General features: G+C 72.0%; 26 protein-coding genes. 16 read left to right on the forward strand and 10 right to left on the reverse strand.

The annotated features are described in order from the left end of the window. Nucleotides 1–36: 36 nt before the first annotated feature. On the forward strand, nt 37–1,005 hold the full coding sequence (locus IL992_RS31675) for an alpha/beta hydrolase (protein ID WP_193207000.1): 969 nt from the start codon (nt 37–39) through the stop codon (nt 1,003–1,005). 30 nt (nt 1,006–1,035) lie between these two features. Further along, on the forward strand, nt 1,036–1,794 hold the full coding sequence (locus IL992_RS31680) for an SDR family NAD(P)-dependent oxidoreductase (RefSeq protein WP_193207001.1): 759 nt from the start codon (nt 1,036–1,038) through the stop codon (nt 1,792–1,794). Nucleotides 1,795–1,805: 11 nt separating this feature from the next. Here the strand turns inward: IL992_RS31680 and IL992_RS31685 are convergent, their stop codons facing one another. From IL992_RS31685 to coaA, 6 genes are all read right to left on the reverse strand, one after another. Then, complete coding sequence (locus tag IL992_RS31685) at nt 1,806–2,522, reverse strand: ABC transporter permease subunit (RefSeq protein ID WP_193207002.1); 717 nt, start codon at nt 2,520–2,522, stop codon at nt 1,806–1,808. After that, on the reverse strand, nt 2,519–3,472 hold the full coding sequence (locus IL992_RS31690; RefSeq protein WP_319018957.1) for an ABC transporter ATP-binding protein: 954 nt from the start codon (nt 3,470–3,472) through the stop codon (nt 2,519–2,521). Before IL992_RS31690 ends, IL992_RS31685 begins: the two co-directional genes overlap by 4 nt. Continuing rightward, nucleotides 3,469–4,335 (reverse strand): ABC transporter permease, encoded by an 867-nt coding sequence (locus IL992_RS31695; RefSeq protein WP_193207003.1) that lies wholly within the window; start codon nt 4,333–4,335, stop codon nt 3,469–3,471. The genes IL992_RS31690 and IL992_RS31695 overlap by 4 nt, the downstream gene beginning before the upstream one ends. Continuing rightward, nucleotides 4,332–5,273 carry an ABC transporter ATP-binding protein gene (locus IL992_RS31700; RefSeq protein ID WP_193207004.1) on the reverse strand — a complete coding sequence of 314 codons (942 nt, stop codon included), beginning with the start codon at nt 5,271–5,273 and terminating at the stop codon, nt 4,332–4,334. Before IL992_RS31700 ends, IL992_RS31695 begins: the two co-directional genes overlap by 4 nt. A gap of 78 nt (nt 5,274–5,351) precedes the next feature. Beyond that, nucleotides 5,352–6,287, reverse strand: coding sequence for a DUF389 domain-containing protein (locus IL992_RS31705; RefSeq protein WP_193207005.1), 936 nt, complete (start codon nt 6,285–6,287; stop codon nt 5,352–5,354). A gap of 9 nt (nt 6,288–6,296) precedes the next feature. Then, entirely contained in the window at nt 6,297–7,238 is a 942-nt protein-coding gene (gene coaA / locus IL992_RS31710; protein WP_193207006.1) for a type I pantothenate kinase, read from the reverse strand. 93 nt (nt 7,239–7,331) lie between these two features. Here coaA and IL992_RS31715 point away from each other — a divergent pair, with 93 nt between their 5' ends. Then, nucleotides 7,332–7,712, forward strand: coding sequence for a holo-ACP synthase (locus IL992_RS31715; RefSeq protein WP_226874125.1), 381 nt, complete (start codon nt 7,332–7,334; stop codon nt 7,710–7,712). Nucleotides 7,713–7,742: 30 nt separating this feature from the next. On the opposite strand, the gene IL992_RS31720 is transcribed toward IL992_RS31715, so the two are convergent. Then, nucleotides 7,743–8,240: a MarR family winged helix-turn-helix transcriptional regulator gene (locus tag IL992_RS31720; RefSeq protein WP_226874126.1), complete on the reverse strand. Its 498-nt coding sequence runs from the start codon at nt 8,238–8,240 to the stop codon at nt 7,743–7,745. Between the two features lie 88 nt (nt 8,241–8,328). On the opposite strand from IL992_RS31720, the gene IL992_RS31725 reads away from it, so the two are divergent. From IL992_RS31725 to tsaD, 10 genes are all read left to right on the forward strand, one after another. Further along, on the forward strand, nt 8,329–9,183 hold the full coding sequence (locus IL992_RS31725; RefSeq protein WP_193207007.1) for a haloalkane dehalogenase: 855 nt from the start codon (nt 8,329–8,331) through the stop codon (nt 9,181–9,183). A 121-nt stretch (nt 9,184–9,304) separates the two neighbouring features. After that, the gene (locus IL992_RS31730) at nt 9,305–10,807 is read left to right on the forward strand and encodes an NAD(P)H-hydrate dehydratase (protein ID WP_193207008.1); all 1,503 of its coding nucleotides are present in this window, start codon (nt 9,305–9,307) and stop codon (nt 10,805–10,807) included. Nucleotides 10,808–10,861: 54 nt separating this feature from the next. Continuing rightward, nucleotides 10,862–12,007 carry an alanine racemase gene (alr, locus tag IL992_RS31735; protein WP_193207009.1) on the forward strand — a complete coding sequence of 382 codons (1,146 nt, stop codon included), beginning with the start codon at nt 10,862–10,864 and terminating at the stop codon, nt 12,005–12,007. A gap of 24 nt (nt 12,008–12,031) precedes the next feature. Further along, nucleotides 12,032–13,084: an alpha/beta fold hydrolase gene (locus IL992_RS31740; protein ID WP_193207010.1), complete on the forward strand. Its 1,053-nt coding sequence runs from the start codon at nt 12,032–12,034 to the stop codon at nt 13,082–13,084. Further along, nucleotides 13,081–13,542: a tRNA (adenosine(37)-N6)-threonylcarbamoyltransferase complex ATPase subunit type 1 TsaE gene (gene tsaE, locus IL992_RS31745; RefSeq protein ID WP_193207011.1), complete on the forward strand. Its 462-nt coding sequence runs from the start codon at nt 13,081–13,083 to the stop codon at nt 13,540–13,542. The genes IL992_RS31740 and tsaE overlap by 4 nt, the downstream gene beginning before the upstream one ends. A 292-nt stretch (nt 13,543–13,834) precedes the next feature. Further along, a complete protein-coding gene (locus IL992_RS31750; RefSeq protein WP_193207012.1) occupies nt 13,835–14,473 on the forward strand; it encodes a hypothetical protein in 639 nt (212 codons plus the stop codon). A gap of 2 nt (nt 14,474–14,475) precedes the next feature. After that, a complete protein-coding gene (locus IL992_RS31755; protein WP_193207013.1) occupies nt 14,476–15,030 on the forward strand; it encodes a class F sortase in 555 nt (184 codons plus the stop codon). 112 nt (nt 15,031–15,142) lie between these two features. After that, complete coding sequence (tsaB, locus tag IL992_RS31760) at nt 15,143–15,865, forward strand: tRNA (adenosine(37)-N6)-threonylcarbamoyltransferase complex dimerization subunit type 1 TsaB (RefSeq protein ID WP_193207014.1); 723 nt, start codon at nt 15,143–15,145, stop codon at nt 15,863–15,865. Between the two features lie 19 nt (nt 15,866–15,884). Next, complete coding sequence (rimI, locus tag IL992_RS31765) at nt 15,885–16,382, forward strand: ribosomal protein S18-alanine N-acetyltransferase (RefSeq protein ID WP_404804800.1); 498 nt, start codon at nt 15,885–15,887, stop codon at nt 16,380–16,382. Between the two features lie 93 nt (nt 16,383–16,475). After that, nucleotides 16,476–17,513, forward strand: a complete 1,038-nt coding sequence (tsaD, locus tag IL992_RS31770) for a tRNA (adenosine(37)-N6)-threonylcarbamoyltransferase complex transferase subunit TsaD (RefSeq protein ID WP_193207015.1) — start codon at nt 16,476–16,478, stop codon at nt 17,511–17,513. Between the two features lie 47 nt (nt 17,514–17,560). Here tsaD and IL992_RS31775 read toward each other — a convergent pair whose 3' ends face one another. The 3 genes from IL992_RS31775 to IL992_RS31785 form a co-directional block, all read right to left on the reverse strand. After that, complete coding sequence (locus tag IL992_RS31775) at nt 17,561–18,421, reverse strand: hypothetical protein (RefSeq protein WP_193207016.1); 861 nt, start codon at nt 18,419–18,421, stop codon at nt 17,561–17,563. Between the two features lie 156 nt (nt 18,422–18,577). Beyond that, on the reverse strand, nt 18,578–19,786 hold the full coding sequence (locus IL992_RS31780) for a class I SAM-dependent methyltransferase (RefSeq protein WP_319018958.1): 1,209 nt from the start codon (nt 19,784–19,786) through the stop codon (nt 18,578–18,580). 44 nt (nt 19,787–19,830) lie between these two features. Further along, nucleotides 19,831–20,391, reverse strand: coding sequence for a MarR family winged helix-turn-helix transcriptional regulator (locus tag IL992_RS31785; protein WP_193207017.1), 561 nt, complete (start codon nt 20,389–20,391; stop codon nt 19,831–19,833). 140 nt (nt 20,392–20,531) lie between these two features. Between IL992_RS31785 and IL992_RS31790 the strand changes: the two genes are divergently transcribed. The 3 genes from IL992_RS31790 to groL all read left to right on the forward strand — a co-directional run bounded on the left by IL992_RS31790 (nt 20,532) and on the right by groL (nt 23,656). After that, nucleotides 20,532–21,374, forward strand: a complete 843-nt coding sequence (locus tag IL992_RS31790; protein WP_193207018.1) for an NAD-dependent epimerase/dehydratase family protein — start codon at nt 20,532–20,534, stop codon at nt 21,372–21,374. Between the two features lie 277 nt (nt 21,375–21,651). Then, nucleotides 21,652–21,963, forward strand: coding sequence for a co-chaperone GroES (gene groES, locus IL992_RS31795; protein WP_030508383.1), 312 nt, complete (start codon nt 21,652–21,654; stop codon nt 21,961–21,963). Between the two features lie 67 nt (nt 21,964–22,030). Beyond that, complete coding sequence (groL, locus tag IL992_RS31800; RefSeq protein ID WP_193207019.1) at nt 22,031–23,656, forward strand: chaperonin GroEL; 1,626 nt, start codon at nt 22,031–22,033, stop codon at nt 23,654–23,656. Nucleotides 23,657–23,773: the final 117 nt, after the last annotated feature.

A 23,773-nucleotide genomic window follows, 5' to 3' on the forward strand; every position in this document is an offset into this window, starting at 1 on the left:
TCCCGCCCCACCGTCACCCCACGAAAGGCAGCGACCATGACCCCGGCACGACCCGGCCTGGACCCCGAACTGCGTGAACTGCTGGCCGACATGCCCCTCATGTCCCAGCTCACCCCGGAAGTACTCGCGCAGCTGCGCCGGCTCCCGTCGGCCCCCGTCGACTCCCTCCTCGCACACCGGCAGGTCGACCGGCGCGAGGTCACCGTGCCCGCCGCGGACGGCGCCCCGATCCCCCTGTCGGTCTTCAGCCCCGAGAACGCCACCGCCGCGCCCTGCGTCTACTGGATGCACGGCGGCGGAATGGTCATGGGCGACCGCTTCTCGCAGATCGACATCCCGCTGGAGTGGCTGGACCGGTTCGGCGCGGTCGTGGTCTCCGTGGAGTATCGGCTCGCGCCGGAGGCCACCGGCACCGCCCTGGTCAATGACTGTTACCGAGGCCTGCTCTGGATCGCCGAGCACTCCGCCGAACTCGGCATCGACCCCGCCCGGATCGTCGTCGCGGGCGCCAGCGCCGGCGGCGGCCTCGCCGCCGGCGTCACCCTGCTGGCCCGCGACCGCGGCACCCCGCCGATCGCCGCGCAGATGCTGATCTGCCCCATGCTCGACCACCGCAACACCAGCACGTCCAGCCGTCAGTTCTCCGGCGAGCCCGGCGTCTGGACCCGCGAGATGAACGAGTTCGGATGGCGCTCCGTCCTCGGTGACCTCACCGGCGACGAGGTGCCCCCGTACGTCTCGCCCGCGCTGGCGGACGATCTGTCGGGCCTGCCGGTCACCTACATCGACACCGGCTCCGCCGAGGTCTTCCGCGACGAGGACGCCGACTACGCCAACCGCATCTGGGCGGCCGGCGGTCAGGCGGAGCTGCATGTCTGGGCGGGCGGCTTCCACGGATTCGACGCCTTGTATCCGCAGGCGCGGATCTCGGCCACGGCCCGCCGGACGCGCACCGACTGGCTCGCCCGAGTCCTGTCCCCGGAGTCCGCCGAGTTCACTCGCTGACACGCACGACCACACCACAGGAGAAGAACAATGAAGGTCGCCATCGTCACGGGCGCCAGCTCCGGCATCGGCCGGAGCGCCGCCATCGAGATCGCCAAACGCGGAACCGGAGTCATCCTGACCTACGGCAACAATTCGCGAGGAGGACTGGAGACGGTCGCCGCCATCGAGAAGGAGGGCGGCAGCGCCGTCGCACTGCCGCTGGACGTCGGAGAGACCGGCACCTTCGCGGCCTTCCGCGACACGGTGGCCGACGTGCTGCGCGACACGTGGCAGCGCGACACCTTCGACTACCTGGTGAACAACGCCGGCGCCGCAGCGGCGTCGTTGATCGAGGACACGACCGAGGAGACGTTCGACAGGCTCATGCGGGTCCTGCTCAAGGGACCGTACTTCCTCACGCAGCGGCTGCTGCCCCTGATGGCGGACGGCGGGGCCATCGTCAACACGAGCAGCAGCTCGGTGGCGAAGGCCGGGCTGGAGCCCGGCTACTCGGCCTACGCGTCGATGAAGGGCGGCCTGGTTGTGCTGACCCGGTACATGGCCAAGGAGTTCAGCACGCGGGGCATCCGCGTCAACGCCGTCTCACCGGGTCCGACGCGCACCCGCCTCGGCGACGACGCCTTCACCCGGTTCCCCGAGGTCGTCCCGGCCCTCGCCGCGAGGACCGCGCTCGGCCGGGTCGGCGAACCCGGCGACGTCGGCGCGCTGATCGCCACGCTGGTCTCCGACGAGAGCCGCTGGGTCACCGCTCAGGACATCGAGGTGTCGGGCGGCTTCAACCTCTAGAACGTCCAGAACTAGTCGTCGCCGGTCAGGGAGAGGGAGCGCAGGCGCTGGCCGGTCCAGATGACGGCGCCGACCGTGACGATGACCATCGCCGGCACGGCGAAGCCGAGCGTCACCTCGGTGGAGAAGAAGGGCGAGGAGGAGACCTGGTCGGCGAGCGATTGGGCCCACTGCTGGATGGAGAACTTCCGGGCGCCGGGCACGTAGCCGCCGATCACGCCCTCCCACACGAGGGCGTAGATGACGCCGACCGCGACCGCGTGGCGGGTGAGCACGCCCAGCAGCAGGAACACCGCGGCGTACGCGACGCCGCCGAACAGCGCCCCGAAAGTGAAGCCGGTCGCGACGCCCGACTCCGAGCCGGCCAGGAGGTAGGCGGCGGCGTAGGTCGAGACGGCCGCGAGCACCGCGACGAGGGAGGCCGCGACCACGAACTTCGTCACCGCGATGACCGGGCGCGAGATCGGCTTGGACAGCAGGTGGATGATCGTGCCGTCCTCGATCTCCGGGGCGATGACGCCCGTCCCGGCGATCAGCCCGAGCAGCGGCAGCATCGTGCCGATCGCGAAGCTCTTCATCAGCGTCACGGCGGTCTGCTCGTCGTGGCCGTTGATCAGCCTCAGCAGCGCGGCGATCACGACCAGCGCCACCGGCAGCAGCACCAGCAGCCAGATCCGCTTGCGGCCGAGCATGGCCCGGTAGGTGATGTCCGCCACCACCGTGTTCATCGCGCGCTCCGGGAGATCAGGTAGGAGAAGACGCTTTCCAGGTCCTCGTCGGTGGGGGAGACCTGCCACAGGTGTACGGCGAGGTCGCGCGCCATCCGGGGCAGCAGCGCGGTGAAGCGCGCGTAGTCGGTCACCTGGACCTCCACGCCCTGCTCGGTCAGCGAGACCGCGCTGGAGGAGGGGTCGGCGATGAGGGCGGCGGCCAGGCGCCGGTCGTCGCTCGACCTGACCCGGAACAGGTGCGGCCGGTCGGCCATGCGGCGCCGGATCTCGCGGTAGTCGCCCGACGCGGCGTGCCGCCCGGCGACGAGCACCTCGATGTGGTGGGCGACCCGCTCGACCTCTTCGAGGATGTGCGAGCTGAACAGGATGGTCCGGCCGTCGTCGCCCATGCGGCGGACGAGGTCCATGAGGTGGAGCCGCTGCCGGGGGTCCATGCCGTTGAACGGCTCGTCCAGGAGCAGCACCTGAGGGTCGTGGACGAGGGCGGCGGCGACCTTGACGCGCTGCCGCATGCCCTTCGAGTACGTCTCGATGCGGCGGCCTGAGGCGTCCGTCATCTCCACCAGGTCGAGGGCTCGCCGGGCCGCGTCGTCGGGCGAGGGCAGGCCGTGCAGCCGGGCCGACGACAGCACGAACTGCCAGCCGGTGAGGAAGCCGTACACGGCCTCCTTCTCGGGGACCAGGCCGATCCGCCGATAGATCTCGTGGTTGTGCCAGATGGGCAGGCCGTCGAGGGTCGCCGTGCCGGTGGACGGCGCGAGGAACCCGGCCATCATGTGCAGCAGCGTCGACTTGCCCGCGCCGTTCGGCCCGAGCAGGCCGGTGACGCCGGGCCCGATCGTCATCGTGACGTCGTTGACCGCCACGACGTTGCCGTACCAGCGGGACACCTGGGCGAGTTCGAGCACGCCCTGGCGGGTGGTCACGGGGGAGCTTGTGGTGGTCACGACGCCGCCTTCCGGTAGCGCAGGAGAACGCCGGTCACGGCCAGGGCGATCACGGCCAGCAGGATCAGGCACGACGCGATGCCCGGCGGGTATCCCTCGCCGGTGGACGGCTCGGTGCCGAACAGCGCCGACTGGACGCTGTCGACGAGGAAGAACGGGTTGAGGAGCAGCGCCCACGGCGCGACGGAGTCACGGCCGGACACCGTCAGCACGGCGTAGAAGAGGCCGGAGACGGCGGCGGTGAACATGTAGAAAGCGATCACCGAGGCGACGCCGAGACCGCGGCGCGGGGTGAACGACGCCAGGGCGATGCCCACCGAGGACAGCAGCACCGCGTAGAGGACCGCGCCGCCCAGCGCGCCGAGGTAGTCGGCGGTGTGCGGCGGCCCGGGCAGGTCCACCAGCAGTTCGCCGACGAACTGGATCGTGAGCGGCACCGCCAGCAGGCCGAATAGTGCGATCGCGAGCGCGGTCAGCTTCGCCAGGACGTAGTCGGTCACGGTCAGCGGGCGGGACAGGTACAGCGGCAGCACGCGGAAGCGCAGGTCCGGCGCGACCAGGTACGGCGACTGGGCGGCCAGGAAGATCGCGATCACCGCCTGCATGAAGACGGCGTATCCCGGATAGGGCATGATGAACTGCTTGGCCAGGGCCATCACGCCGATCGACACGACCGTCGGCATCAGCATGATCGCGGCCAGCAGCAGCGGCATGATCTTGGCGCGGACCGTGCGGCCGAGCCCGAACACGCCGCGCAGGCTCTGCACGCCGAGGGCGAGCGTCGCCCGCCCGCGTCCCAGCCGTACGCCGTCGTAGTGGCGGTATCCGATGTCGTGGATGACCGCGGTCGGCTCTGGGGTCATGCCACCGGCTCCTTGGCTGTGGACTCCTTGAATACGTCCTCGATGCGGCCCCGGCGCTGTTCCAGCCGCAGAAGGCTGAGGCCGAGGTCGCAGACGGCGTCGCGTACGGCGTCGTAGGTGCGGCCGGGGTCGTCCCCGGACACCTGGACCGTCAGCAGCCTGCCCTGCGCCGCGACCGTCTCGCCGCCGGCGGTGAGGCGTTCGGCCAGCCGCTGCTGCCCCTCCTCGACCTCCACCGCGATGGTCTGCTCGGCCCGGGTGAACTCCCGGATCGCGGAGGAGCGCAGCAGGCGCCCGCCGTCGATGACGATGACGTGGTCGCACACCCGCTCGAGCTCGCCGAGCAGGTGGGAGGTGACCAGCACGTTGATGCCGAACTCGGTGCCGACGCGCCGGATCAGCGCGAGCATGTCGTCGCGGCCCTGCGGGTCGAGTCCGTTGGTGGGCTCGTCGAGGAAGACCAGCTTCGGGTCGTGGACGAGGGCCTGGGCGAGCTTGACCCGCTGCCGCATGCCGGTGGAGTAGCCGCCCATCGGGCGGTAGCGCTCCTCGTCCAGCCCGACGTGGCGCAGGGTGTCGGCGGCGCGCTCGCGGGCGGCCGTACGCGGCAGCCCGGACATCTGGGCCATGTGCACCACGAACTCGGTCGCGGACATGTCCGGGGGCAGGCAGTCGTGCTCCGGCATGTAGCCGACGACGCGCCGGATCTCCGGACCCTGGGTGGCCGTGTCGAGGCCGAGCACCGAGGCGCGTCCGGAGGTCGTGGGGAGCAGGCCGAGCAGGATCTTGATTAGCGTCGACTTGCCCGCGCCGTTGGCGCCCACCAGGCCGGTCACGCCGGTTCCGGCCGCGACCGTGAGGTCGTCGAGCGCCGTGACGCGGGGGAAGCGCTTGGTCAGCCCCTCGGTCGCGAAGCATGGGGTCGCGCTCGCTGTCATGATCCGACCCTACTGGGCGGGACGTTCGCCGGGCCTCCGTCTGATGGAGGAACCCGCCTACGCCTCAGGTATGCCTCGTCACGCCCGTCGCCGACCGCCGCCGTACCGGGACCACAGCGAGCGCTGGAGGAACAGCGTCAGCGTGCCGGCGACGACCATCCCGGCGATGTTGACGAGAAGTTGCAGCGCAGAGCCGCCGACCTCGTCCCAGCGCCACAGCGCCAGGGCCACGGCCATGTAGCCGGCCGCGGGGACGGTGGTGACGGAGATGAAGACGCCCACCAGCGCGGAGGACTTGCCCGCCGTGATCGACAGCACCCCGGCCGCGCCGGCGAGCAGCGCCACGATGAACGACCACCGGTCGGGCGTCACGATGAAGCGCACCTCGTCGTGGTGCCGCAGGCTGTCGGGGGAGATCCAGCCGAGGCCGCGCGAGACGAGGGCACAGGCCAGGGTGACGGCGATCGCGGACGCGAAGCCCACGGCGAGCGTGCGGGCCGCGGCGCCGACGAGCGGCCACCGGCGGCGGAGCAGGCCGAACGAGACGGCCGCCACCGCGCCGAACTCCGGCCCGAGGACCATCGCGCCGACGATCAGGATCTGCGAGGGGATGAGCACGCCGATCGCGGCGATCTGCGTGGCGATGGCGAGGAACGCCAGGAACGCCCACGTGATGCGGCTGTCGAGGGCCACACGCTGTTCGAAGTGGTCCCACACCACCGCGTCGTCGCCCTCGCCGGGCGCCCGTTCCTCCGCCTCGGTTGCGCCTCGGGAGATCGACAGCTCGATCTCCTCGGCCGTGATCGAGCCGTCCCGCTCCAGGCCGAGCGCCTTGAGTTGGCCGATGACCGTGTTGGCCGCCTCCCTGGCGACGTCGGCGAGCACGACGTCGCCCTCCGGCCGCCTGGCCGCCTTGGCCAGGAGCACGACGTTCGTGACCCCCGGCGTACGGTCGAGCACCTCGATGACCTGGTCGGTCCGCCGGAACGGGGCGATGACCCGCAGATGCAGCACGGCTGCATCCTAGGTTCTGCGCAGCCGCACCCGTCTGACGGAGTGGTCGGAGCCCTTGTGCAGGATCAGGCCGGCCCGGCGGCGGGTGGGGGCGATGTTCTCCACCAGGTTGCGTTCGTTGATCTCGCGCCACACGTTCTCGGCGAACGTGGTCGCCTCCTCGTCCGACAGCGCCGCGATGTGCCGGAAGTAGGACTTCGGGTCGGAGAAGGCCGTACGGCGCAGCTTGTGGAAGCGCTCCACGTACCAGGTGCGGATGTCCTCCATCCGGGCGTCCACGTAGATGGAGAAGTCGAAGTAGTCGTAGACCGCCAGGGCGTCCGGCGGCGCGGGCTGCAGGACGTTGAGCCCCTCGACGATGAGGATGTCCGGCCGGTCCACCGTCTGCGCCGCGCCCGGTACGATGTCGTACTCCAGGTGGCTGTAGACCGGCGCCTCGACCGCGGGGCGGCCCGCCTTCACGTCGGCCACGAAACTCACCAGCGCCCGCCGGTCGTAGCTCTCCGGGAAGCCCTTGCGATGCATGATCCCGCGCTCTTCCAGCACCTTGTTGGGGTACAGGAAGCTGTCGGTGGTGATCAGGTCGACCCGGGGGTGCTCGGGCCAGCGGGCGAGCAGCGTGTGCAGCAGCCGCGCCGTGGTCGACTTGCCGACCGCGACGCTGCCCGCGATGCCCAGCACGTACGGCGGGGGCGCGTCCTGCTCCCCGAGGAACGCGCCGACGGCCGCGCCGCGCTGCCGCGAACCGGTGAAGTGCAGGTTCAGCAGCCGGGTGAGTGGCAGGTAGATGTCGGTGACCTCGGACAGGTCGATCGGATCGTGGACGCCGCGCAGTTCCTCCAGCTCCGCCTCGGTGAGCGTGAGCGGTGTGTTCTTGCGCAGGTCACGCCACTGCTCCCGGCTCAGCTCGACGTACGCGTCCCCATCTGCCACGACGGCAAGCGTAGCCATGGCGTTTCCGCGCCCCCACCCGGGGTCGTGCACAGCCTGTGGACAAAAATCGATGGATTACTTCGGTGTGCGACGGGGAAGAACGTTGGCTTCATGTCCCTGGTCGCGCCGTACGCTGGCGGTGTGATCGTGGGCATCGGGGTGGACGTGGTCGAGGTGGCGCGCCTGGGCGCGGCCCTGGAGCGCACGCCCGCGCTGCGCAGGCGCCTGTTCACCGATGCCGAGTGCGCGCTGTCGCTGGAGTCGCTGGCCGCGCGGTTCGCCGCGAAGGAGGCCGTGGCCAAGGCCCTCGGAGCTCCACCGGGCCTGCGGCACCTCGACGCGGAGGTCGTGCGCGGCGGACACGGCCGGCCCGAGCTGAGGATCACGGGCCGGGCCGCCGAAGTGGCCCGCGACCTCGGTGTACGCAGATGGCACGTCTCCCTGTCGCACGACGGCGGCATGGCCGTCGCCTACGTCGTCGCCGAGTCCTGAGCGGGAGCCCTCAACGGGGGTCCCGGGGAGTCACCCGTCCCGGCGCGCGTGGTGGTCCACGAGGCGGGCGAGCAGCCCGGCGAGCTGGTCGCGCTCGGCCCGGCTCAGCGGCGCCAGCACCTCGTCTTCGAGCCCGGTGAGCAGTTCGTCGAGCCGGGCGAAGCGAGCGCGCCCCCGCTCGGTCATCGTGATGACGTTGCGGCGCCGGTCGGCGGGGTCGGGCGCGCGCTCCACCAGACCCCGATCGGTCAGCTCGTTGATGACGGAGACCAGGTCGCTGCGGTAGATGCCGGTGCGGCGGCTCAGTTCCGCCTGGCTGGCCGGGCCCGACTCCTCCAGCGTCGCGAGCACCGCGTAGTGCCACTTGCGGGCGTCGGCGGCGGCGAGCCCCTCGTTGACGAGGCGGTCGGAGTGCGTCGCCGCCAGTGACAGAAGCCGGGTCGGCAGGCTCCGCAACCGGGCGGCTCCGGTCCTCCCGTCCATGTGGGGGGCCGAGGGAGAGGCCATGCCGGGCTCGCTGCTGCTCATGCCGCCATCCTACCGATTGCGTTAGTCCAACTAACGTTTTAATCTGTTCGTGCCACTAACGTTAGTCTGACGAACGAAAGGGCTCTCCATGCCTTCGATCGACGTGCTCGACTCGGCCATGTACTACGAGGAGACCGGCAGCGGTGCTCCCTTCGTCTTCCTGCACGGCAACCCCGCCTCGTCCCATCTGTGGCGCAAGGTCCTGCCCGGGATCCGCGCCGGCGCCCGCCTGCTCGCCCCCGACCTCATCGGCATGGGCCGCTCGGGCAAGCCCGGCGTGCCGTACCGGTTCGCCGACCACGCCCGTTATCTCGACGCCTGGTTCGACCGGCTGGGGCTGGAGGACGTGGTGCTCGTCGGGCACGACTGGGGCGGGGCGCTCGCCTTCGACTGGGCGGCCCGCCACCCCGGCCGCGTCCGCGGCATCGCCTTCTTCGAGACGATCGTCCGTACGATGTCGTGGAGCGAGCTCGGCGAGGCGCCGCGCACCCGCGCGGAGACCATCCGGGGTCCCGAGGGCGAGCCGCTCGTGCTCGACCGGAACTTCATGGTGGAGACCGCCTTCACCGGAGGTGTGCTGACGCCGCTCGGCGAGGAGGACATGCGGCCCTACCTGGAGCCGTACCCCACCCGCGAGAGCCGCCGCCCGCTGCTGGAGTGGGCGCGTTCGATGCCGCTCGACAGTGAGCCCGCCGACGTCGCCGAGCGCGTCGGCGCGTACGGAGGATGGCTCGCGAGCAGCCACGACGTTCCCAAGCTGCTGCTCACCTTCGACTCCTCGCCGACCCTGCTCATCGGGCCGGAGATGGCCGCCTGGTGCGCGGCGAACATCGCGGGCCTGGAGGTCGAGCACTGCGGCCCGGCCGGCCACCACGCGCCGGAGGACCGGCCCGAGGCCATCGCCGCGGCGATCACCGCATGGGCTGGGCGGCACGGCCTGTAAGCCCCGGGCGGCATGGCCTGACAGTGGGAAAGACCGCCGATTGTGCCGCGGCGGTATTTCCCCGCCGATGCCCGGTGTCCGGTGATCGCCATCGCCGACGCGGCAGGCTACCGTCGGACGCATGCGGACCGCCTACACCTCCGACCAGATCCGCTCCGCCGAGCTGGCGCTGATGGCGAGGCTCCCCGAGGGGACGCTGATGGACAGGGCCGCCGCCGGGCTCGCCGCGGTCTGCGCGCATCTGCTCGCCGGCTCCTGCGGCAGGGTGTACGGCTCGCGCGTGGCGCTGCTCATCGGCAGTGGCGACAACGGCGGCGACGCCCTGTACGCCGGAGCCCGCCTGGCCCGCAGGGGAGCGCGGGTGGAGGCGGTCCTCGCCGGTTCACGCACCCACGAGGGCGGACTGGCCGCGTTGCGGCAGGCGGGCGGCCGGGCGCATCCGTACGACGCCGCGCGGGCACGTGCAGTGCTGGCCGACGCCGACCTCGTCATGGACGGCCTCGTCGGCATCGGGGGCAGCGGGGCGTTGCGGGAGCCGTACGCGACGCTCGCGGAGCTGACCGCCGAGACCGGCGGCCTGGTCGTCGCCGTCGACGTGCCGAGCGGGGTGGACGCGAGCAGCGGACGGGTCGAGGGACCGGCGGTCCGCGCGCACCTGACGGTGACGTTCGGCGCGTACAAGGCCGGTCTGCTTGTCGATCCCGGCGCCGCCCGCGCGGGTTCGGTCGAGCTGGTGGACATCGGCCTCGGGCCCTTCCTGCCGGACCCCGAGGTGGCCGCGCTGACCGGCGACGACGTGGCCGACCTGCTGCCCCGGCCGGGCGCGGAGAGCGACAAGTACCGGCGGGGCGTGGTCGGGATCGCCGCGGGCAGCGACAGGTACACCGGAGCCGCCGTGCTCTCGGTCGGCGGCGCGGTGCGCGCCGGTGCGGGGATGGTCCGCTTCGCGAGCTCCGCCGAGCCGGTGCGGCTGGTCAGGGCCCGCTGGCCGGAGGCCGTCACGACCGTGCTCGACCCGTCGCTGGTGCTGAAGAGCTCGCTGGACGAGGTCGGGCGGGTGCAGGCGTGGGTGCTCGGCCCCGGGCTCGGCACGGGCCCTGAGGCCCACGCGGTGGCCCGCGCGGTGCTGTCCACCGGGGTGCCCGTACTGGTGGACGCCGACGGGCTGACGCTGGTCGCCAAGGACCGCACGCTGCTGCGCCGGGCCGCCCCCACCGTGCTCACACCGCACGCGGGGGAGCTGTCGCGGCTGCTCGGCGTGCCGCGCGAGCGCATCGAGGCAGGGCGGCTCGAACACGTACGCAGGGCCGCCGCCGAGCTGGGGGCGACGGTGCTGCTCAAGGGCTCGACCACGCTCGTGGCGGAGGAGGACAGGCCGGTGCGGGTCAACACCACGGGCACGCCCTGGCTGGCCACGGGCGGCACGGGCGACGTCCTGTCGGGCATCGCGGGCGCACTGCTCGCCGCCGGGCTGACGGGCTACGACGCGGCCTCGTGCGCGGCGTACGTCCACGGACTCGCGGCGCGGACGGCCGCCGGAGGCGGCGACCCGGCACGCGGACAGGCGCCGATCGCCGCCCTCGACGTCGCCCAGGCGCTGCCCGAGGCCCTGCGAACGCTCTGACGTGCGGCGTCAGGTTGGGCGCATTCACCCGGGTCCACCTGACACACTGGAAAAATGAGCTTCTCAACGGTGCGCTCCGCCACCCCGGCCGAGGCGCGCGTGGACCTGTCCGCCATCACGCACAACGTACGGCTGCTCGCCGAGTCGGCCGCCGGCGCCGAGATGATGGCCGTCGTCAAGGCCGACGCGTACGGCCACGGCGCGGCGCCGGTGGCGAAGGCGTGCCTGGAGGCGGGTGCGAGCCGGCTCGGCACCGCGTTCGTCCGCGAGGCGCTGGCGCTGCGCGAGGCGGGGGTCACCGCGCCGGTCATGTCGTGGCTCATCACACCCGGAGAGCCGCTGGACGCCGCGCTGCTCGCGGACGTCGAGCTGTCGGCCGGCGCGACGTGGGTCGTGGACGACATCGTCGAGGCCGCCCGGCGCACCGGGCGCACCGCCCGCGTGCACCTGAAGGCGGACACCGGCAACTCCCGCGGCGGCGCGACGGTGGCGGACTGGCCGTCGCTGGTCGAGCACGCGCTGGCCGCGCGGGCGGGCGGGGCCATCGAGATCGCCGGACTGTGGTCGCACTTCGCCTGCGCGGACATCCCGGGCCATCCCTCCATCGAGAGCCAGCTCGCGACGTTCGAGGAGGCGCTCGCCGTCGCCGACAAGGCGGGTGTGCCGAGCGACGCGATCCGTCACTTCGCCAACTCGGCCGCGACCGTCACGCTGCCGCGGGCGAGGTACGACATGGTCCGCACGGGCATCGCGGTCTACGGCCTGAGCCCGATCCCCGAACTGGGCGACTTCGGCCTGCGCCCCGCCATGACGCTGACGGCCAGGCTCGCGCAGGTCAAGCGGGCCGCCCCGGGCTCGGGTGTGTCGTACGGGCACCTGTACGTCACGGAGCGTGAGACCACGCTTGGTCTCGTCCCTCTCGGGTATGCGGACGGCATCCTGCGAAACGCGACCAACCGGGCGGAGGTGCTGGCAGCGGGCCGGCGGCGGCGGATCGCCGGGCGGGTGTGCATGGACCAGTTCGTCATCGACCTCGGTGACGATCCGGCGGAATCGGGGGACGAGGTGATCCTTTTCGGTCCGGGGGACAATGGCGAGCCCACCTGTCAGGAATGGGCGGATTCCCTCGGCACGATTACCCATGAGATCGTGACCAGGATCGGATCCCGCGTGCCTCGCGTCCATACGGACGGACGCTGAGCCGCGGCTGCGAGGAGGGCAGGCATGAGCACACGTCGCAAGGTCGGGATCGCCGGAGCGGTCTTCGGTGCGGCGTCGGCGGGAGTGGCGGCGGCCACGCTCGCCAAGAGGTACGCCGTCGGCCGCATCCGCCTGCGGCCGGACCTGGAGGCGAGTGAGCCCTTCGGCGAGCTGCACGGACGTTCGGTGACGCTCACGACCTCGGACGGCGTGAAAATCCATGCCGAGATCGACGGCGTGGAGGACGCGCCGCTGACCGTGGTGCTGTGCCACGGTTACTGCCTGTCCTCGGACTCCTGGCACTACCAGCGGCGCGATCTGCGCGACTCCTACCGGCTGGTGCTGTGGGACCAGCGGTGCCACGGCCAGTCGGCCCGCGCGCTGGCCAGCGACTGCACCATCGAGCGCCTCGGCGAGGACCTCGCGCTCGTGCTCGACGAGCTCGTCCCCGGGCCGTGCGTGGTGGTGGGCCACTCCATGGGCGGCATGACGATCATGGCGTTGGCGGAGCGGCGGCCCGAGCTGTTCGGCGACAAGATCCGCGGGGTGTCGCTGATCGCGACCTCGGCGGGCAAGCTCGCCGAGCTCACCCTGGGCCTGCCGGCCCTGTTCTCCAAGATCGTCAACCTCGCGGTGCCGTCGGCCGTCTCGATCATGCGCAGGAGCGGCGCGCTGGTCGACCGGGGCCGGGAGGCCGGCACCGACCTGTCGTTCCTCGCGCTGCGTCATCTCGGGTTCGGTGATTCCAAGAACGTCAGCCCGACCGTCGTGGACTTCGTCGAGTCGATGATCAGGGCCACCCCCTCCGAGGTGATCGCCGACTTCTACCCGGCGCTGATGTCGCACGACAAGCTCACCGCGCTCGACGTGCTCAACAAGGTGCCCACCGCGATCATCGTGGGGGAGCGCGACTGGCTGACGCCGCTCGACCACAGCAGGGCGATCGCGGCGGCCGCGCCGACCGCGCAGCTCACCACGGTGCCGGAGACCTCGCATCTCGTGCAGCTCGAACGGCCCGACGCCGTGAACGAGGCGCTGCGCGAGCTGCTGAAGCGAGCGGAGAGGGGAAACGCGTGACCACGGCTGAGTTCCGGGCCGCGACCGCCGAGGAGACGCGGGCGCTGGGCGCGCGGCTGGCCACGCTGCTCGCTCCCGGAGACCTGGTCGTGCTGAGCGGGCCGCTGGGCGCGGGGAAGACGACGCTGGTGCAGGGCGTCGCGGAGGGCCTGAAGGTCCGCGGGCCGATCACGTCCCCCACGTTCGTGATCGCCCGGGTCCACCCGTCCCTGTCCGGCGGGCCCGCGCTCGTGCACGCGGACGCCTACCGGCTGGGTGGCGCGCTGGAGGTGGACGACCTCGACCTCGACGCCTCGCTGGAGGAGTCGGTGACCGTGGTCGAGTGGGGCGAGGGCCTGGTCGAGGGCCTGTCCGAGGACCGCCTGGAGGTCCACGTCGAGCGGGGCGCGGAGGGCGAGGAGCGCCGCGTACGGGTGACGGGCGTGGGTCCGCGCTGGTCGGAGCTCTCCCTCGCCTGAGCACCCTCCGCCCGGATGCCGCCCGGATGCCGTCCGGAGCCGCCCTGGGCCGCCCTGAGCCGCACGGTGTTGCCGCCCGGAGCCGCATAAAGGGCCGCAACCCGGACTCTGACGTGCGAGAAGGACCTGCGGGGACAAGCCGGGCGCCGTTCGTCCGCGATCCAGACCGGTCCGCCGCACAGTCCTTGACGCCTGTCCGCGTTCCTGTGGATCATCGAGGCGAAGGAAGATCCTCGGTCATGAGTCGGTAAGGATTTTCTGGGTAAGGGACCCGCGTGGAAGAGGTGTGCCGTTGAGCAGGATCACGCAGGTCGCCGTCGGAGGAGCCTTACTGTTCGGCGCGCTGGGCTGCACCGCGTCGGCCGAGACGGTCTCCACCGACCCCACGATGACGCTGACACCGGCCCTGCCGACGCCGCTCGTCTCGGTTTCGCGGCAGGACGTGCGGGTGGAGGTCGATCCAAAGCGGATCGTCGGCGGGTCGACCAAGAGCATCCACATCACCGCCAGGTGCCCGCTGCCCCAGGGCGGCACCGAATATCGGGCGACCGCCCGCTCCGACGCCTTCACCGGGCTCGTCACGCTGGTCGCCCCGGCGCCGCCGTCGGCCACCCCGACTGCGACCGTGCCGATGGTGCGCGGCAGCGCGACCATCAGGGCCGGGGCCAAGGCGGGCGGCTACCGCGTGCAGGTGCGCTGCGAGGCCACCAACGACATCGGCAGCGCGTCGTTCAGGATCGTCACGCCGGAGCCCGACCACACCGAGGACCACACGAGGATTCCCACCCGGGCGCCGCACGCGGGCGGCGGAGGCACGGCGGCCGGGGGCCCCGAAGACGAGTCGGGCCTGCCGACGGGCGTCACCGTCGTCGTGCTGCTGGCCGCGCTCGGCGTCGGCATCGGCGTGGCCCGCAGGCGCTCCGGAGCCTGACCTTGGCGCTGTCCACCCGGGGGGTGATCGTCGCCGGGGTGGTCACCGGGCTCGCGTTCGCCGCCGTCGCCGGCGGCAAGGGGATGACGGACCAGCCCGCCGCCAGGTCCTCCGTCGTCCCCAAGCGGATCGACATCCCGGCGCTGCACCTCAAGGCTCCCCTGATGAAGCTCGGCCTGTCCGACGAGGGCGACGTCGAACTGCCGCCGTTCGACAAGCCGTCCACCGCGGGCTGGTACACGGGAAGCGCCGTGCCGGGCGACCCCGGCGCCTCCGTGATCATCGGCCACGTGGACACCAAGACCGCTCCCGCCGTCTTCTACCGGCTGCGCGACCTGCGTGAGGGAGCGGTCGTGAAGGTGGTGCGCAGCGACGGCAAGACCGCCTCCTACCGGGTCGACTCGGTGGAGCGCGTGCCGAAGGACGAATTCCCGGCCGAGCGCGTCTACACCGAGGACGGCCTGCGCCTGATCACCTGCGGCGGGAACTTCGACTGGTCGCGGCACGAGTACCGCGACAACATCATCGTCTACGCCTCCCTGATCCGCGCCGCCTGAGGCCGTCCGGCGGGTGCGCGGGCCGAGCCCGCCGCGGCGGCGAGGGCGAACGGGTCCGGACAGACCCCGGCTGTGGTCGTCCGCCTCCGCACAGCGACTACGCTTGACCTTCGTGCTTGTCTTGGCCTTCGACACCGCCACTCCCGCCGTCACCGCCGCGCTCTACGACGGCGAGCGCGTGGTGGCGGAGTCGACGACGATCGACGCGCGGCGGCATGGGGAGCTCCTCGCGCCCGCCGTCGAGCATGTCCTGCGCGAGTCCGGCGCGACGCTCAAGGACGTCACCGCCATCGTCGCCGGGACCGGCCCCGGGCCGTACACCGGACTGCGGGTCGGCCTGATGACGGCGACGGCGCTGGCCATGACCGCCGGTGTGCCCGCGTTCGGAGTGTGCACGCTCGACGCCCTCGCGTACTCCGCTCGGGAGAGCGGGCCGTTCCTCGTCGCGACCGACGCGCGCCGCAAGGAGGTCTTCTGGGCGCGGTACGGCGACCCGCGCACGCGGCTCGACGGGCCGCGCGTGGACCGGCCGCACGACCTGCCCGGAGAACTGCCCGTGATCGGCGCGGGCGGCGCACTGTACGCCGACGTGATCGGCCCCGACCGGGTGCGCGGTCCGGACCATCCCTCGGCGGGAGCGCTCGCGGCCCTGGCGGCCGAGCACCTCGCGACGCTGAGCGAGGAGGAGGCGGCGGAGATCGCCCGGGTGCCCGAGGGACGCGTGGATTCGGTCGAGAAAGCGCGGGAGCTGGCCGTGCTCGGCCCGCCGCGGCCCATTTACCTGCGGCGTCCCGACGCCCAGGTGCCCGGGGCGCCGAAGCGGGTGACGGCGTGACCCGCCGAGGGGGCACGCCGTGAGGCAGGCCGAGGTCGTGCTGCGCCAGATGACCCACGACGATCTGCCCGTCGTGATGGACATCGAAAGGACCACGTTCCCCGCGGACGCCTGGAGCGAGGCCATGATGCGTGGCGAGCTGGCCGACCAGCCGCGCACCCGGCACTACGTCGTCGCCGAGATGGGCGACCGCGTGGTGGGGTACGCCGGCCTGGCGGCGGCGGGTGACCAGGCCGACGTCCAGACGATCGCGGTGCTCGCCGATCACCGGCGCGCCGGCATCGGGACCGCGCTGATGGACGCGCTGCTCACCGAGGCCGTACGGCGCGGTGCGGCCTCGGTGTTCCTGGAGGTGCGCGCCGACAACCCGCCCGCGCAGGCGATGTACGAGCGGTTCGGCTTCCGGCGGCTGGGCCTGCGACGGCGCTACTACGAGGACGGCACCGACGCCATCACCATGGTGAAGGACCTCGGGCCAGTACACGAGGATTTGGGGGGCGGCGATGAGCGAGCGTAGCGAGCGAATCAGTAAGCACAGTGCGATTCGCGGCTGGATCACCTGCGCGCCTCCGGCACGACGGGACTCCGAGCCGCAAGGCGAGGAGGTGGCATGAGCAGGCGTGACGAGCCGATCGTGCTGGGGATCGAGACGTCCTGCGACGAGACGGGCGTAGGCATCGTCCGCGGCCACACGCTGCTGGCCAACACCATCGCCTCCAGTATGGACGAGCACGCCCGTTTCGGCGGCGTGGTGCCGGAGGTGGCCTCGCGGGCCCACCTGGAGGCGATGACGCCCACGGTCGAGAGTGCGCTGGCCGCCGCAGGGCTGCGCTTCTCCGACATCGACGCGGTCGCCGTCACCGCCGGCCCCGGTCTCGCGGGCGCGCTGCTCGTCGGCGTGGCCGCCGCCAAGGCGTACGCGCTGGGGCTCGGCGTCCCGCTCTACGGGGTCAACCACCTCGCCGCGCACGTCGCCGTGGACCAGCTGGAGCACGGCCCGCTGCCCAAGCCCTCGATCGCGCTGCTGGTCTCGGGAGGGCACTCCTCGCTGCTCCTGGTGCCCGATGTGGCGCGGGACGTGATCTCGCTCGGATCCACCGTGGACGACGCGGCCGGGGAGGCGTTCGACAAGGTGGCCCGGGTGCTCGGGCTGCCGTTCCCCGGCGGGCCGCACATCGACCGGGCCGCCCGCGAGGGCTCGGGCGCGGCCGTGGCGTTCCCGCGCGGCAAGTACGACGACGGCACCCTCGACTTCTCCTTCTCGGGTCTGAAGACGGCCGTGGCGCGGTGGGTGGAGGCCCGTGAGGCGGCGGGCGAGGCGGTGCCCGTGGCCGACGTCGCCGCGTCGTTCCAGGAGGCGGTCGTGGACGTGCTCACCCGCAAGGCCCTGCAGGCGTGCGCCCGTTACGACGTGAAGGACCTGCTGATCGGGGGCGGCGTGGCCGCCAACTCCCGGCTGCGGGCCATGGCCCAGGAGCGCTGCGACGCGGCCGGGGTGCGCCTGCGGGTGCCGCGGCCCGGCCTGTGCACCGACAACGGCGCGATGGTGGCGGCGCTCGGCTCGGACCTGGTGTCGGCGGGCGCGAAGCCCTCCACCCTGGAGATCCCGGCCGACTCGTCGCTCCCGATCACCGTCGTCAACGTCTGATCGCCGCCCCGCTCGCCTTCGCTGTCCATCGCGACGACAGGGGGTTCTCAGTCGGCGTGGCCGCGGGCGGGACGCAGCAGGACCTCGGCGAGCGCCAGCATGGTCTCCTCCAGCGCGGCGAGTCGCCGGGCCACGTCGCCCCTGGCCGGTTCCATGGCGCGGGTGACCGCGTCCGAGACGGTCTCGGCGATCTGCTCACGGTCGGGCCTGCTGCGCACCGCGTCCGCGAGGGGCACGACGGCCCCCGCCGCCAGGGTGAGGTCGGCGTTCATGCCCGCGATGGTGGTGCTCATCTCGTCCACGCCGGCGGCGACGTCTCCGATGCCGGCGCTCAGCCCGGCGACCGTCGCGTTCATGCCGTCCACGGCGGCTCCCACGCCGCTCTCCACCGCCTCGATCCGGCCCCCGACCGAGTCCAGCCGTTCGACGACGACGGCCTCCAGCCGCTCGGTGCGCTCGGTGAGCGCGGCGAGAGCCTTGTCGATCCGGGTGAACCGCCCGGCGGCGGCCTCCATGCTCCCCTGGAACTTGCCGAGCCGGTGCGCGAAGTCCGCCATCCGGTCGGCGAGGCCCTGGGTCCGGCCGCCGACCTCGTCCACGTGGTCGCGCAGCAGTTCCATGTGCTGGGCCAGCCCCTCGGCCCAGGCGGGCGGCCTGACCGCCATGTCGTCGAGCCGCTGGGTGATCGCCTCGAGTGCCACGCCGAGGCCGCCCAGCTCGCGCTCGCGCACCTCGCGCAGGAGCCACTCCATGCCCTCCAGCCGCTGGCGGATCTCGTCGAGCACGGCGCCCTGCGTCCGCTGTTCGTAGACGTGGTCCTGGGCGGCCCGGGCGAGCAGTTCACGCATCCGGTCGGAGATGGCGGTCTGGCTGCCCGCCTGGAGGAGGTTGTGGCTGGAATGCTCCACCGAGAATGCTCCTTCACTCGCCGAAACATCGGTTCGGCCCGGTCTCGCGCAGATGAACGAACAGGCGGCACGCCCGACGGCCAACTTTAGGCCCTGACCCGCGGCCATCAGGCGTGGAATGAGAAAGGCGGTAATTGCCGGTGAATTGTTCCTGTTTTACCCGTTCGCGCTGGTCACGGGCCGGCAGAGCAGGGCGAACGGCCGTTCCTCGATGCGGGTGAGCACGATCACGGCGGAATCGTCGCCGGAAAGCCGCAGATCCTTGCGCAGCCGTTCGACGTCGACGGCGGAACCGCGTTTCTTGATGGTGACCGCGCCGACGTGCCGTTCGCGCAGCGCCGCTCTCAGCCGTTTGAGCGAGAACGGCATGACGTCGGTCACCTCGTAGCAGGGCGCCCAATCCGTGCGTACGAGACGGTCACTCGTGATGTAGGCGATCCGGGGATCGAGGAGGTGCCCCGACACGAGGGCGGCGACCTCGGCGACCAGGTGGGCCCGCACCGCGGCGCCGTCGGGTTCGTACAGATAGCGGCTCACCGGCCCGGTCTCCGCCTCCGCGCCGGACGCCGTGAGCGTGGCGCCGGACGGCAGCAGGGTGGCGCGCCGGCCGCCCGCTCCCATCCCGGTCCAGATCGCCGCCTCCTTCACCTCGCCGCGGTACGACACCCACTCGGCCTCGGCGCCCTCCGGGATGAACTCGTACGGGATGCCGGGGGCCACCTTCAGGCAGGCCGCCGGGGCGTGGGCCACCAGGTCGAGCACGACCGGCCACGTGGGGGAGTACGCCATCGGGTCGAAGGTCCGTCCCCTCGCCCCCCTCCTGGCGGGGTCGGCGAACAGCAGGCCGTATCCGCCGGGGTCGGCCAGCGCGGCGTCGCCCGTCCGGACGCCGACCAGGGAGGACAGGCCGAGCGCCGCCGCGTTGGCCCGGGCGATCTCCACGGTCAGCGGGTCGAGGTCCACGGCGTCCACCGGGCAGCCCGCCCTCGCCAGCGCGAGGAGGTCTCCGCCGATGCCACAGCAGACGTCCAGCACGGCGGGGCCGCCCTCCGGCTCTCCGGCGGCCCGGATCCCGGCGGCCCGGATCCTGGTAGCGCGGTGTGCGGCGACCTCGGGGCGCGTGGCCTGCTCCAGCCCGTGCGGCGTGAAGTACATGACCGCGGCGTCGGGGCCGAACTTGACCTCGGCCCGCCGCCGCAGCGACGCCTGGGTGAGCGCCGCCGCCGCGAGGTCCGCCGGGTGGCTCCGGCGCAACGCGCTCGCGGCGGCCACCGGGTCGGCGCCGTCGGCGAGTATCTTCACGGCCCCGTCCAGGGCCGCGCGCCCTGCGGGCGTGAGCAGCATGCGGAAGGCGTCCAGGTCCACGCCCGCGACGCTACCGTCTGCCCGGCGCGCACGGAGGCGGGCGGTCAGCAGGATCCGACGTCGCCGAGCGAGGTGAGCAGCTTGCAGAGCAGTCCGGACAGCCGCTCCCGGTCCTCGCCGGTGAGACCGGACAGCAGCCGCTCCTCGTTGGCCACGTGGCCCTCCAGCAGCGCGTCGACGACCAGCCGGCCCTCGTCGGTGAGGGTGATCAGGACCATGCGGCGGTTGGAGGGTGCGACCTCCCGATGCACCAGGCCCTTGGCGACGAGGCGGTCCACCCGGTTGGTGAGCGCCGCGGAGCTGACCATCGCGGCCGTGGCGAGGTCGCTCATGCAGAGCCGATGATCGGGGTTGGACCGGAAGAGAGTCGCGAGCACGTCGAACTCCCACGGTTCCAGGTCGTGCCCGGCGAAGTACTCCTTGATGCCCTTCTCCAGCAGCCGCGACGCGCGGGAGATCCGCCCGGCCACTCCCATCGGCGAGCAGTCCACGTCCGGACGCGCCCGGGCCCACTGGCCGAGGATCTGGTCGACGGCGTCGTTGCCGACGGCGTCGTTGCCGGCGGCGTCGTTCGTGCAGGTGTCGTTCGTGAGGGTGTCGTTCATAGCGCGCGCGGCCTGGGTCCTCCCCGCCGCTCCTCCTCCACCGGTCATCGTAACCGACACTTCGACGTTGAAATGTGAGCGGGGCATGGGGTACCTTCTCCGTCGAACAATAAAGGATCGAAGTATTCGAGGTGAAAGAGATGAAGGTCCTGGTGCTCGGCGCGACGGGGTACATCGGTTCCGCGCTGGCGGAGCGCCTCGCCGAACGCGGCCACGAGGTGGTCGCGCTCGTCCGGCAGAAGGCCCGCGACACCGCCGTGCCGGGTGAGGTGCGCCACGGCGACCTCCACGAACCCAAGACGCTCAGGAGGGCGGTGACGCCGGACATCGACGTCGTCGTGCACGCCGCCAACCCGGTCGGGGACGAGGAGGTGGACGTCACGGCGATCGAGGCGCTGGCCGGAGGGGGCGCGCGGCTCGTCTACACCAGCGGCGTCTGGGTTCTCGGCACCACGACCGAGGCGGCGGGCGAGGACGCGCCGGTGAACCCCATCGCCGTCTCCCGCTACCGGCCGCGCGTGGAAAGGCTCGTGCTGGACGCGGGCGGCGTCGTCGTCAGGCCCGGCGTCGTGTACGGCCGGGGCGCCGGCATCCCCACGGTGCTCACCGCCCCCGGGCAGGAGGACGGCCGCTACGTCCACGCGGGCGGCCCGGTGCCGACCTGGGCGACCGTGCACGTCGACGACCTGGCGGACCTGATCGTGCTCGCGATCGAGAAGGCCGCGCCGGGCAGCCTCCTCCACGCCGTCGCCGAGGAGGCGGTGAGCGTCGCCGACGTGGCGGCGGCCGCGGGCCGTACGGGGAAGGCCGTGCCGTGGCCGATCGACGAGGCGAGCGAGGTGCTCGGCCGCCCGTTCGCCGAGGGCCTGGCCCTGAGCCAGGTGGTGAGCGGCGACCTCGCCAGGAAGGTCCTCGGCTGGCAGCCGAGCCGCCCCGGCATCGTCGACGACGTCCGCTCCGGCTCGTACGCCTCCCGCGCCTGACCGTCCCCGCAGGAGGCGCAGGCCCGCCGGAAAGGGGCGGCGGTGACGCCGGCGCGGCGTACGGCTGAACGGGCGATCTCGGGCGCGTTGCCGTCAGATGCGTCTGACCTGCGATGCCGGTTCGTGTTGACTGTCACGCGCCACTTGCATACTGTTTCGTGTTGGCACTCTCCCATCGAGAGTGCCAACAGCGACGAGACAGGTCTGACACCCGCGACGGCAGGCCGCTGGTCGCCTCTTCAGCTCATTCATCGCAATCTGAAGGGGAGGTCCGATCGTGACGACCGCCACCAAGGTTCCCGTTAAGCCGCTTGGCGACCGCATCGTGGTCCAGCCGCTTGAGGCCGAGCAGACCACCGCCTCCGGCCTGGTCATCCCGGACACCGCCAAGGAGAAGCCGCAGGAGGGCCGTGTCCTCGCTGTGGGCCCGGGCAACTGGGACGAGGACGGCGAGAAGCGCATCCCGCTCGACGTCAAGGAGGGCGACGTCGTCCTCTACAGCAAGTACGGCGGCACCGAGGTCAAGTACGGCGGCGAGGAGTACCTGGTGCTCTCGGCCCGCGACGTGCTCGCCATCATCGAGAAGTAGGCCGCGCCGGCTTGTGGAGCCCCGGGACAATGCGCCCGGGGCTCCGCGCGCTCACAAGGAGACCTGAATGCCGAAGATCCTGGAGTTCGAAGAGGACGCGCGGCGCGCTCTCGAGCGTGGTGTGAACGCTCTCGCCGACGCCGTCAAGGTGACGCTCGGCCCCCGTGGCCGCAACGTCGTCATCGACAAGAAGTTCGGTGCCCCGACGATCACGAACGACGGTGTGACCATCGCTCGCGAGGTCGAGCTGGACAAGCCGTACGAGAACCTGGGCGCCCAGCTCGCCAAGGAAGTGGCGACCAAGACCAACGACATCGCGGGCGACGGCACCACCACCGCGACCGTCCTGGCCCAGGCCATGGTCCGCGAGGGCCTGCGCAACGTGGCCGCCGGCGCGCAGCCGCTCGGGCTCAAGCGCGGCATCGACAAGGCCGCCCAGGCCGTCAGCGAGCGGCTGCTCGGCAGCGCCCGCCACGTCGAGGACAAGAAGGAGATCGCGAACGTCGCCACGATCTCCGCGCAGGACGCGAAGATCGGCGGTCTGATCGCCGAGGCGTTCGACAAGGTGGGCAAGGACGGTGTCATCACCGTCGAGGAGTCCAACGCGATGGGCCTGGAGCTGGAGTTCACCGAGGGCCTCCAGTTCGACAAGGGCTACCTGTCGCACTACATGGTGACCGACTCCGAGCGCATGGAGGCGGTCCTGGAGGACCCCTACATCCTCATCACCCAGGGCAAGATCTCCTCCATCGCGGACTTCCTGCCGCTGCTGGAGAAGGTCGCCCAGAGCAAGCGCCAGCTGCTGGTCATCGCCGAGGACGTCGAGGGCGAGGCCCTGGCCGTCCTGGTGACCAACAAGATCCGCGGCACCTTCACCTCCGTCGCCGTCAAGGCCCCCGGCTTCGGCGACCGCCGCAAGGCCATGCTGCAGGACATCGCCATCCTCACCGGCGGCCAGGTCGTCAGCGAGGAGGTCGGCCTCAAGCTGGAGCACGTCGGCCTCGAGGTGCTCGGCACGGCCCGCCGCGTCGTGGTCAACAAGGACACCACCACGATCGTGGACGGCGCCGGCGACGCCCAGGCGATCGAGGACCGCGTCCGCGAGATCAAGGTGGCGATCGAGCAGTCCGACTCCGACTGGGACCGCGAGAAGCTGCAGGAGCGTCTCGCGAAGCTGGCCGGCGGTGTGTGCGTGCTGCGCGTCGGCGCCGCCACCGAGGTGGAGCTGAAGGAGAAGAAGCACCGCCTCGAGGACGCGATCTCCGCGACCCGCGCCGCGATCGAGGAGGGCATCGTCTCCGGCGGTGGCTCCGCGCTCGTGCACGTGTCCAAGGAGCTCGACGACCTGGGCCTGACCGGCGACGAGGCCACCGGTGTCTCGATCGTCCGCAAGGCGCTGATCGAGCCCGCCCGCTGGATCGCCGAGAACGCGGGCATGGAGGGCTACGTCGTCACCACCAAGATCGCCGCGATGAACGTCGGTGAGGGCCTCAACGCCGCCACCGGCGAGTACGGCGACCTGGTGGGCCAGGGCGTCATCGACCCCGTCAAGGTAACCCGCTCGGCCGTGCAGAACGCCGCGTCCATCGCCGGCATGCTGCTCACCACCGAGGCCCTTGTCGTGGACAAGCCCGAGGAGGAGGCTCCGGCCGCCAACGGCGGCCACGGCCACGGCCACGGTCACGGCCACTGATCCCGCGCCTTCCACGCATCGCGCCCCGCGCCCGCCCGCAAGGGTGGACCGCGGGGCGCACCGCTTTTCCGCCCTTTGCCCGTCCCGCGCGCGGACGGGCCGTCGCGGACGAAGCCG

The sequence above is a fragment of the Microbispora sitophila genome (genome assembly GCF_014892245.1).
Classification (GTDB): domain Bacteria; phylum Actinomycetota; class Actinomycetes; order Streptosporangiales; family Streptosporangiaceae; genus Microbispora; species Microbispora siamensis.

Bases quoted from the DNA above. Each gene is read 5' to 3' on its own strand.
- alr (WP_193207009.1), top strand. From the start codon at position 10,862: ATGAGCTTCTCAACGGTGCGCTCCGCCACCCCGGCCGAGGCGCGCGTG.
- IL992_RS31680 (WP_193207001.1), top strand. From the start codon at position 1,036: ATGAAGGTCGCCATCGTCACGGGCGCCAGCTCCGGCATCGGCCGGAGC.
- IL992_RS31700 (WP_193207004.1), bottom strand. From the start codon at position 5,273: ATGACAGCGAGCGCGACCCCATGCTTCGCGACCGAGGGGCTGACCAAG.
- tsaD (WP_193207015.1), top strand. From the start codon at position 16,476: ATGAGCAGGCGTGACGAGCCGATCGTGCTGGGGATCGAGACGTCCTGC.
- IL992_RS31685 (WP_193207002.1), bottom strand. From the start codon at position 2,522: ATGAACACGGTGGTGGCGGACATCACCTACCGGGCCATGCTCGGCCGC.
- IL992_RS31730 (WP_193207008.1), top strand. From the start codon at position 9,305: ATGCGGACCGCCTACACCTCCGACCAGATCCGCTCCGCCGAGCTGGCG.
- IL992_RS31790 (WP_193207018.1), top strand. From the start codon at position 20,532: ATGAAGGTCCTGGTGCTCGGCGCGACGGGGTACATCGGTTCCGCGCTG.
- IL992_RS31785 (WP_193207017.1), bottom strand. From the start codon at position 20,391: ATGAACGACACCCTCACGAACGACACCTGCACGAACGACGCCGCCGGC.
- IL992_RS31695 (WP_193207003.1), bottom strand. From the start codon at position 4,335: ATGACCCCAGAGCCGACCGCGGTCATCCACGACATCGGATACCGCCAC.
- coaA (WP_193207006.1), bottom strand. From the start codon at position 7,238: ATGGCTACGCTTGCCGTCGTGGCAGATGGGGACGCGTACGTCGAGCTG.
- IL992_RS31740 (WP_193207010.1), top strand. From the start codon at position 12,032: ATGAGCACACGTCGCAAGGTCGGGATCGCCGGAGCGGTCTTCGGTGCG.
- IL992_RS31675 (WP_193207000.1), top strand. From the start codon at position 37: ATGACCCCGGCACGACCCGGCCTGGACCCCGAACTGCGTGAACTGCTG.
- IL992_RS31720 (WP_226874126.1), bottom strand. From the start codon at position 8,240: ATGAGCAGCAGCGAGCCCGGCATGGCCTCTCCCTCGGCCCCCCACATG.
- IL992_RS31715 (WP_226874125.1), top strand. From the start codon at position 7,332: ATGTCCCTGGTCGCGCCGTACGCTGGCGGTGTGATCGTGGGCATCGGG.
- groL (WP_193207019.1), top strand. From the start codon at position 22,031: ATGCCGAAGATCCTGGAGTTCGAAGAGGACGCGCGGCGCGCTCTCGAG.
- IL992_RS31725 (WP_193207007.1), top strand. From the start codon at position 8,329: ATGCCTTCGATCGACGTGCTCGACTCGGCCATGTACTACGAGGAGACC.